This window comes from Phyllobacterium sp. (assembly GCF_037994405.1).
GTDB lineage: Bacteria > Pseudomonadota > Alphaproteobacteria > Rhizobiales > Rhizobiaceae > Phyllobacterium.
Genome location: NZ_JBBNAN010000198.1, coordinates 1 through 9,531, shown reverse-complemented (window position 1 = coordinate 9,531; position 9,531 = coordinate 1). Strand labels below are relative to the sequence as shown.

At 56.4% G+C, this 9,531-nt stretch carries 7 protein-coding genes; 2 read left to right on the top strand and 5 right to left on the bottom strand.

The annotated features are described in order from the left end of the window. From selA to fdnG, 5 genes are all read right to left on the bottom strand, one after another. The coding region (gene selA, locus AAAC48_RS11230; RefSeq protein WP_340654252.1) for an L-seryl-tRNA(Sec) selenium transferase at nt 1-1,274 on the bottom strand (1,274 nt) is incomplete at its 3' end. A 9-nt stretch (nt 1,275-1,283) separates the two neighbouring features. Beyond that, on the bottom strand, nt 1,284-2,201 hold the full coding sequence (gene fdhE / locus AAAC48_RS11225) for a formate dehydrogenase accessory protein FdhE (protein WP_340654251.1): 918 nt from the start codon (nt 2,199-2,201) through the stop codon (nt 1,284-1,286). A gap of 56 nt (nt 2,202-2,257) precedes the next feature. After that, a complete protein-coding gene (locus AAAC48_RS11220) occupies nt 2,258-2,959 on the bottom strand; it encodes a formate dehydrogenase subunit gamma (protein WP_340654250.1) in 702 nt (233 codons plus the stop codon). Next, entirely contained in the window at nt 2,956-3,900 is a 945-nt protein-coding gene (gene fdxH / locus AAAC48_RS11215) for a formate dehydrogenase subunit beta (RefSeq protein ID WP_340654249.1), read from the bottom strand. The genes AAAC48_RS11220 and fdxH overlap by 4 nt, the downstream gene beginning before the upstream one ends. Nucleotides 3,901-3,912: 12 nt before the next feature. Then, the gene (fdnG, locus tag AAAC48_RS11210; RefSeq protein ID WP_340654248.1) at nt 3,913-6,999 is read right to left on the bottom strand and encodes a formate dehydrogenase-N subunit alpha; all 3,087 of its coding nucleotides are present in this window, start codon (nt 6,997-6,999) and stop codon (nt 3,913-3,915) included. 514 nt (nt 7,000-7,513) lie between these two features. Between fdnG and selD the strand changes: the two genes are divergently transcribed. Together selD and AAAC48_RS11200 are read left to right on the top strand one after the other, a co-directional pair. Further along, entirely contained in the window at nt 7,514-8,578 is a 1,065-nt protein-coding gene (gene selD, locus AAAC48_RS11205; RefSeq protein WP_340654247.1) for a selenide, water dikinase SelD, read from the top strand. Between the two features lie 481 nt (nt 8,579-9,059). Further along, a partial coding sequence (locus tag AAAC48_RS11200) for a GGDEF domain-containing protein (protein ID WP_340654246.1) occupies nt 9,060-9,531 on the top strand: 472 nt, incomplete at its 3' end.

The window sequence follows — 9,531 nt, the reverse complement described above, 5'->3', positions numbered from 1 at the left end:
AGTGCCGCTGCCAACCCGGCAAGCCTGCGGCCACTGTTCTCGACCGGCGTCAGGGACAAGCCCGCGCTCGGTATTGTGGAAAGGGGCAGGGCGCCAGAACCGATCTGGCTTTCGCAGGCAATAACGGAAACTTTGAAGACGCCATTCAGCGCACGTTCTACAACCGGGGCCAATCGTTGCGCCTGGGTTTCGATGTCGCCTTGTGAACGGGTAAGGAACCGCATGGTGGGCAGGCGCTCGCTCAGGCGATCCGGATTGCGATAGAGCCGCAATGTTGCTTCCAACGCCGCAAGTCTGATCTTGTCGACACGCAGAGCGCGTTTCATCGGATTCTTGTTAATCGTCTCGATGAGCGCCTTGCGTCCCACGATAAATCCGGTTTGCGGCCCGCCGAGCAGCTTGTCGCCGGAGAAGGTTATGATATCTGCCCCCTCGCTGAGGGCTTCGCGGACAGTCGGTTCGTGGGCAAGTCCATAGCCGGCGAGGTCCGTCAAGGTCCCAGAGCCGAGATCGTTGACGAGGGGCACACCACTTTTGCCGGCGATGCTGGCAAGTTCACGTGCGCCCACTTGCTTGGTGAACCCCTCGATGCGGTAGTTAGAGGTATGGACTTTCAGTATAAGGCCCGCATCTGGACCAATGGCATTGCTGTAATCCCTCGCGTGGGTCCGATTTGTGGTGCCGACCTCGATGAGGTGGACACCGGCACGCGCCATGATGTCGGGCATGCGGAACGCTCCGCCGATTTCAATCAGCTCACCGCGTGAGACAATGGCTTCCTTGCCCAGCGCGAGACTGTTCAGCACCAGAAGGACTGCCGCGGCATTGTTATTGACAATGGTCGCATCTTCCGCCCCGGTAAGTTCGCAAATGAGGGCGCGCACATGGTCATCGCGTTCGCCGCGCTTGCCACTTTCAAGATCGAATTCGAGAGAGACAGGCTCATGCATGGCCGCTATTGCCGCATCAATTGCTGTTTGCGCAAGCAGTGCGCGACCAAGATTGGTGTGCAGAACAGTGCCGGTAAGATTGAAGACGGGTCGGAGCGTCGACCGGTCATGCGCGTCCAGTCTGGCAAGCGCAGCAGCCATGATATTTTCCCGAGCAGGAACATTGCAGCCCCTGCGGGCCTCTTCACGCAATTCAGCTATGGTGGTCCGTAAAGCTTGAGTGACGGCGGGTCGTCCAAAACGCTCGATTGCAGCGCTCGCCGAAGCCGACTTGAGGAGTTGATCCACCGAAGGAATGCGGCGCAGACTGGCTTTCGTGTCCATTTGCGCTTCCTAAAAGCCAGCAAGCAGCGGGGAGAATCCGCCGCGATGATAGGGACCTTGTCGCATCAAGAGGTCGAGGCCGAGACTTGCCACGTCGTCGGCGATCGGGTCGGCGTCCGGCTCCTTGTTCTGATACAGTATCTTCGACCAGCCATGGCATTCGTCGCAGGTCTCCGCCTTTATGGCCCCACCTTGCCCATCGACCTCTTGATAGCCAATGCCTTTCGTCGATCCGCAAAGCACGCATTTGATACGGACATAGTGCCAGAGCGCGCCACACAAAGAACATGAGCAAAACCGTGCGCCATGCGAACCAGGCCAGCCAACGACCACGGTGGAAACCGGCAGGCCGCCGCAGACGGGACAAATGCCGTCGGCCACCGGAGCCAGCACTGCCGCATCAAGGACGGATGCGAGCCGCGTAAAATGCACTTGAAGCGCAGCCCACACAAAAATATGCTCGGCGATCGCGTCTGCAGGCAATGTATTGGAAAATACGCTTTGCGCCATCGCAAGCCGCTCCGTACGATCGGCTGCGGTCACGCGCAAAAGCGCTTTTGTCGCTGCGACCGGCTTCTCGATTGCGGCAGCGGTTGCAAACAGGCGATCGAATATCGTGCTGACCACCTCGTCGCCCTCTATCCGGCTTCGGTCGACTGGCGGCATTTCGAACTCGCGTGCCCGCGCAATCATCTTGGCATCCGGCCCTTCCGGACGAGGCAGGTCTGTCTGGATATCATGTTGGGCTTGTGCAACTTCGGCGAGAAACCTCAGATAAGGTGCAAGGCTGCTGGTTTGAGCCAATCGGCGCAGGCGTGCTGACCTTATCAAAAAAAGTGAAGCGGGGTCAGGCAGACGCGCAAAGGGCGGTGACGAAACAGTTCCAATCGCCGTTGGATCCGGTATATCCGCACTTTTGCGACTCATCACACTTCCTCACGAACCCGCCGGGCCACGTGGACCGATCCTGCTCTAACGCCCCGTTATTGGGCGGGCGTTCTACCGGATTTGCCTTTCGGCGATCTCGCGACCAACTCGCGTAACCATTTGCGATGATGCCGCCATGCCCACCCACCGGTGACAGACCCGCGTGTCATTGCTCGTATTGTACCACGTACCCAGATCGCTGCGTAGACATGGATGATCCAGACACTGATGGCCAGGATAGCTGCCATCGAGTGAACGAGCAGAGCCCATCGTTTCTGTTCGATCGTCGTGAGTGCGAGGAAATACTGATCCCAGATGATCACGCCAGTTGTTATCAGCACGATGATTAGAACGGACATTGACCAGAAAACGAATTTTTGCCCGGCATTGTACTTGCCCATTTCCGGCAGGCGTTCTTCGTGTCCTGTGAGAACGTCTCTAATGCGCGCGAGCCATGTACCGTCCTCCCGTTTCCACAGGTTGGCCTTCCAAAAGCGAATGAACAGACCAAAAAAGCTGAAAAAGAGGATAACGCCGATCCACGGATGAATGATCCGCGTCAACGGACCACCGCCAAAGAGCCCCGACAAGAAAAAGAGACGCGGATGAAACAAAGCCAGGCCTGAAAGCGCCAGAAGCACAAGGCTTGTTGCCGTGATCCAGTGGTTGACGCGTGCCCCAGCCGTGTAGCGATCAACGGTGACGGGTTTGCCGGGATGGACGCAGTCGCCCTTTTCTACGTCATAATCCGTGCTCATGGGCGACGCTCCTCGCCCGTCAGCCTTTCCGCTGCCTCCTCATCTTCTTCAGAAACGCGGTCCGGTCCGGCGACCAGATAGTGCATGAAACCCGTCGCGGCCGCGAGGCCGATGACGGCAAGACCGGCGTATTTCGAGACACCTTTCCAGGCCTCGACAATAGGGCTGATCCTAGGATTGTTCGGCAGACCAGCATAGATCTCCGGCTTGTCAGCATGATGCAGCACATACATGACATGAGTACCGGAAACACCGGGCGGATCGTAGAGACCTGCATTGGCAAAGCCGCGCGATTTCAGGTCGGTGATGCGTCCTTCCGCATGCTTTTTCATCTCCTGCTTCGTACCAAACACAATCGCCTGCGTCGGGCAGGCCTTGGCACAGGCCGGTCCCTGTCCGACAGCCAACCGGTCAGAGCAGAGGGTGCATTTGTAAGCCGTGTGGTCGACCTGGGAGATGCGTGGAATATTGAACGGGCATCCCTTGATGCAATAGCCGCAGCCGATGCAATTCTCATGGACGAAATCGACGATACCATTCGAATATTGCACGATAGCGCCCGGCGCCGGGCAGGCCTTGAGGCAGCCAGGGTCCTCGCAATGCATGCAACCGTCCTTGCGGATGAGCCATTCCAGATTATTCGTCTCCGGATTCTCCCATTCGGTGAAGCGCATCAGCGTGAACATGTCCGGCGTAAGATCATGCGGGTTTTCATAGACGCCGGTATTGATCCCGATCTCCGGATGCGTGTCGTTCCACTCGATACAGGCCGATTGGCAGGCCTTGCAGCCGATGCACTTGGAAACGTCGATGAGCTTTGCCACCTCGGTCTGCCGCTGAATGGGTGGCGTCACGGTCGACGCAGAGCGCCGGATCAGGTCTGTTTCGCCGAATTTCGGATTTTCAGCTTGGGTAGTGGGGTTTGGAACAGGCGGGAACATGGCTGCCGTCTCCTATGCCACCGGCCCGGCGATGGGCTCGATATTGACGAGGAACGCTTTGTATTCAGGCGTCTCAATATTGGCGTCACCAACGAACGGTGTCAGCGAGTTTGGACCAAAGCCCTTCTTTGCTGCCCCGGTAAAGCCCCAGTGAAGGGGTATGCCCACCACGTGAACAGGCTTGCCATCGCAAATCAGAGGTTTGATGCGCTTGGTTACAACCGCCTTGGCCTTGATCGATCCGCGCTTGGACCATACGCGCACCCAGCCACCCTTGACGATGCCTTTTTCCTTCGCGAGTTCTTCCGATATCTCCACGAAGAATTCGGGCTGCAGGACGGCATTCACCCAGACATGCTTGGTCCAATAATGGAAATGTTCGGTCAGGCGATAGGATGTTGCCGCATAGGGAAATTCTTCCGATGCAGGTTTGGCAAACTGCTCGAAATCGCCCTTAAAAACGCGAGCCGCAGGATTGCCGCGCACATTTGGGGCAACGAGGTTGGTGACTGGCGATTCGAACGGTTCGTAGTGCGCTGGAAATGGTCCGTCGCGCATCATGCCACGAACAAAGAGGCGCGACACGCCCTCCGGGTTCATGATGAATGGCCCGACGTCCGACGGCTTGGCCGTCGGAGCTATATCCGGCACATCATAGCCCGACCATTTTTGCCCATCCCACTCGATCAACTTGCGGCTCGGATCCCATGCTTTGCCGTTCAGGTCCGCCGAAGCCCGATTGTAAAGGATACGGCGGTTGACAGGCCATGCGAATGCCCACTTGAGATAGGCTCCGGTCTCGTCCGGGTCCGACGTATCGCGCCGGGCCATGTTGTTGCCGCTCTCGTTGAAGCAGCCGGAGTAGATCCAGCAGCCGCAGGAGGTCGATCCATCATCACGCAACGCCGCGAAGCTGGGCACGCGCTTGCCGGCTTCAACCAACACTTTGGTTGGATCGGTCGGGTCGTAAACGGTGGCAATCGCCTTGCCATTGATTTCCTTGGCAAGCTCTTCCGCAGTCGGTTCTCCCGCATCCGCGTAGGCCCACTCCAGGTTGAGAATCGGGTCGGGGAATGCTCCGCCTTCCTTGCGGTAGAGCTCTTTCAGACGGATGTGGATCTGCGCCATGATCCAATTGTCCGACTTCGCTTCACCGGGCGGCGTACCACCGGGCCAATGCCACTGCAGCCAGCGTCCCGAATTGGTGAGCGAGCCCTCATCTTCTGCGAAGCAGGTGGAGGGCAGTTGAATGACCTCCGTCTGGATCTGCGAGGAATCGACATCATTAAACTCGCCGTGATTTTCCCAGAACCGCGCCGTTTCCGTGTCCAGCGGATCCATCGTTACGAGGAACTTCAGCTTTGACAGGGATTCGGTCAGCTTCTTCCGGTTCGGAGCCGCGAGCAGCGGATTGAAGCCCTGGCAGATATACCCCGTCATCTTGCCTTGATGCATCAGCTCGAAGGCACGCAGGATATCGTATCCCGGCACGTCGAGCTTGGGCAGCCAGTCATAGGCAAAATGGTTCTCCGGTGTTGCTGCCGGACCCCACATTGCCTTCAGGAAACTGACAAAGAATTTCCGGTAGTTTTGCCAGTAGCTCATCTGATTGGGCCGGAGCGGCTTGAAGGCGCGTGTCGACATATAGCTATCGAAATCCACCTCCTTCTCGGTCGGCAGTGTCATATAGCCAGGCAAGAGGTTGGACATCAGGCCGACATCCGTGAGGCCCTGAATATTAGAGTGACCGCGCAGGGCATTCATGCCGCCGCCACGCATACCAATATTGCCCAAAATGAGCTGCAGCATTGCCATCGAGCGGATGTTCTGCGAGCCCTTCGAATGCTGCGTCCAGCCAAGCGCGTACATGGACGTCATCGTCTTTGTGGGAGACGCGCATTCCGAGATCATCTCGGCCACTTTGAGGAACTTCTCCTTTGGCGTGCCGCAGATGCGCTCGACCATTTCAGGCGTATAAACGGAGACATGTGCCTTCAGCAGGTTCCACACACAACGCGGGTGTGTCAGCGTATCGTCCACCTGGGCATAACCGTCATCACCAATCACATAGTCCCAGCTCGATTTGTCATAGTCGCGCTTTGTCTCGTTGTAACCGGTAAACAGGCCATCTTTGTACTCGAAGCCGTCCTTGACGATATAGCTGGCATTGGTGAATGCCTTGACATAGTCCCAATGAACCTTGTCGTTCTGGATGCAGTAATTGATCACACCAAGCAAGAAGGCGATATCCGACCCTTGACGAATCGGAGCATATAGGTCAGCAACCGAAGCAGAGCGGGTGAAGCGCGGATCAACGACAATGAGCCTGGCACCACGGTTGGCCTTGGCTTCCGTGACCCATTTGAACCCGCAAGGGTGTGCTTCGGCAGCATTGCCTCCCATGATGACAACAAGATCTGTGTTCTTGATGTCGGTCCAGGAGTTGGTCATTGCACCACGGCCAAATGTTGGGCCCAAACTGGACACCGTTGGGCCGTGTCAGACACGTGCCTGGTTATCGAATACCAGCATTCCGGCGCTGCGCACGACTTTATAGGTCACAAACGCCGTTTCGTTCGTTGTGGCGGAGGCGGCAAGGAACCCCGTCGTCGTCCACCGGTTCACTATCACGCCGTCATTGTTCTTCTGGACGAAATTGCCATCACGATCGTCCTTCAACAACCGCGCAATGCGATCAAGCGCATCATTCCAGGCCACGCGCTCGAACTTGTCGGATCCCGGCTTGCGGATCATCGGATATTTCAAACGCGTATCTGCCTTAACGAAATTGAGTAGCGCCGCACCCTTGGGGCAAAGCGTCCCGCGATTTGTCGGATGATCGGTGTCGCCCTCGATATGGATGATCTCGGCCTTTTCGGCTTTCTTCAAATCACCCTTCGAATACATGATGACACCGCACGCGACGGAGCAATAGGGACAGGTGTTTCGCGTTTCGGTGGTGTTCACTAATTTGAAAGTGCGGATCGCCTTGGCATGGGCCGCCTCGATCTCGCCGAAGCCAAAGGCCCCAAGCGCCGTCCCCGCGATACCCGCGCCGGCCGTTCCAAGAAATTGGCGCCGCGAGAGTTCCATGTTCATTGCATGTTACCTCCCTATAAGCCGGCTCTGCCAGTACAGCATGCCGGAGATTGGATGGGCTCGCTAATTCGAGCCCGAACTGTCGGCATTTCCAAAAAAGATTCCGCCTTACGGCATTAGTTGTCAATTCAATAATGAACGATAAAACATGAACTGTAATTATAGCACAGAACGCCGCCAAATATTGAATAATTTAATCGCATGTAGTCACGTCAATCTAATTGTAGTGGCCACTGCATTGGCAGCTTCAACAGCCTGGCTCATCAGCTACGAATTGACGTCCAGCACTAAATGGACCACAATATAAATGTGAGCTTTACTTGTCGCTCCCGAGTTTCGGGGCAGTCTTCATGGTGTTTCGGCTATTAAATACAGCTGAAACTAGTGGAACCAGCCGGCGCCAATTTTGTCTCTTAAACAACACCCAAAGCCGTCACCAATCCAGTTGCGCGAAATCACGATCTGACTTGATCTCGACTTCGCAATCGGCGTTCCAGGTCAGGGAGGCACGAACATGCATAATCGAACCGCAGCATCACCGATACGGCTGACGTCGCTCGCCCATGGCGGCGGTTGCGGCTGCAAGCTCGCGCCCTCCGTCCTGCAGCAATTGCTTGCGGATCGGCCAGTTGCCGCGCCGTACGCCCGGTTACTTGTCGGAACCGAAACCGGCGACGATGCCGCTGTCTGGCAACTTGATGACGAAACCTGCGTAATCGCTACAACAGACTTCTTCATGCCGATGGTCGATGACCCGTTCGACTTCGGCCGAATTGCAGCAACCAATGCGATCTCTGACGTCTATGCGATGGGTGGAAAGCCAATCATGGCCCTTGCCATTCTCGGCATGCCCATCGACAAACTGCCAACTGAACTGGTGCGCGAGATCCTGCGGGGCGGAAGCGCTGTCTGCTCGCAGGCCGGCATTCCTGTTGCCGGTGGTCATTCGATCGATTCTCCAGAACCGATCTACGGCCTCGCCGTGATAGGAACCTGCCCTCTCGCCAGCCTGCGGCGCAACAGCGGCGCCAAGCCCGGCGATGCGCTTATCCTCACCAAGGCGCTTGGTGTCGGAATCTACTCGGCAGCATTCAAGAAGGGCATGTTGTCGGTGGACGACTATGCCGAACTCATTGCATCGACGACGCTTCTCAATCGCATCGGAACCGACCTTGCGCGCGATGCCGATGTGCACGCCATCACTGATGTTACCGGATTCGGCATTCTTGGCCACGCTTTGGAGATGGCCCGGGGTTCGAACGTCCGGATATCGCTGCACGCCAATGATATCGCGCTTTTTGCCCACGGCTCTGACCTTGCACGGCAGGGATTCATCACCGGAGCATCCCATCGCAACTGGGCCAGCTATAGTGCGGACGTCTCCTTGCCCGGCGACTTTCCAGGATGGCAGCGTCACCTGCTCACGGATCCCCAGACGTCTGGCGGATTGCTTGTTTCATGCAGCGCGGGACGGGCGGCGGACCTGCTCCAAAAAATCGCCGCCGCAGGCTATCCCGCGGCCCGGATCGTCGGCTTCGTCGAGCAAGGAAAACCTGAAGTGCGCGTTGTCGCTAACTGAGGAAACTGCGCCAAGACGCATCACTGCAGATTCGAGCGGGTCCGAAGAGAACATGGTGCGCACCAACTACTGCGTCCATGTTAGCGGCGCGCGGCAGTGAAACCCAATCTCGGCCCGCTCCATAATGGCGTGCTCGGTTTTCATGCGCCGGTATGCGTCTGCGCCTGAAAATGCGCTCACTGACGAAATATCTTGTACCTGATCCGACGCGCCACTTTCGGCAGGTCAATTCAAACGGGGGTGGTTTTTATAAGTCCTTTTTACTATTATCTCAGCCATATGATGGTAGCCGGATTGCCAAATAGGGGAAAACAATTGCATAGTTATGGAATGATTTGAGTCTGCGGTCTTAATCCGGATTGGTCAGTTGCGTAAACATGGCGATCTAATTGCGAGCGTGAGGTTTTTAAATTGCATGGTTGCTGGAGATGGTTCCCTTTGTCCAAACGGGGCGAAACACGGGCGTGGGAGGATGGGATCCTTGGGGAATTTTAACTCTGATAGTGCTTCGGTCTTTGCCGATTTCCTGTGTAACACGTATGACATCGTCTCATTTTATGACCTGGATTTTCGCCTAACCCACTGTTCAGCTGCTCTTAAGCGTCTCAATGGCGGCTCGGTAATTGGAGCTGAAATTGAGGAGATTTATCCAGAAGATGTTGCCCCATCTCTCCGAAAGAAATGTAACGGTGTAACGGCGAGTGGACACCGTAGGACGATAGAACTGCCAAGGAAACCAGGCGAACAACATCGGTGTCTTGTTGTTTTCGGAGCCGGCAATGGAATCGGTATTGTCGAATTGAGGCAACCGGGCAGTTCGAGTGTGGCTGACGAGCAAGAGCGCATCGAACTTTTGCATCAAGCAGGGCACGACGTTCTTACAGGCCTCCAAAACAGACGCAGATTTAGCGAGCGTCTAAAGGAAGTTGTCGCGAGCGCGGCAAAATCGAGGG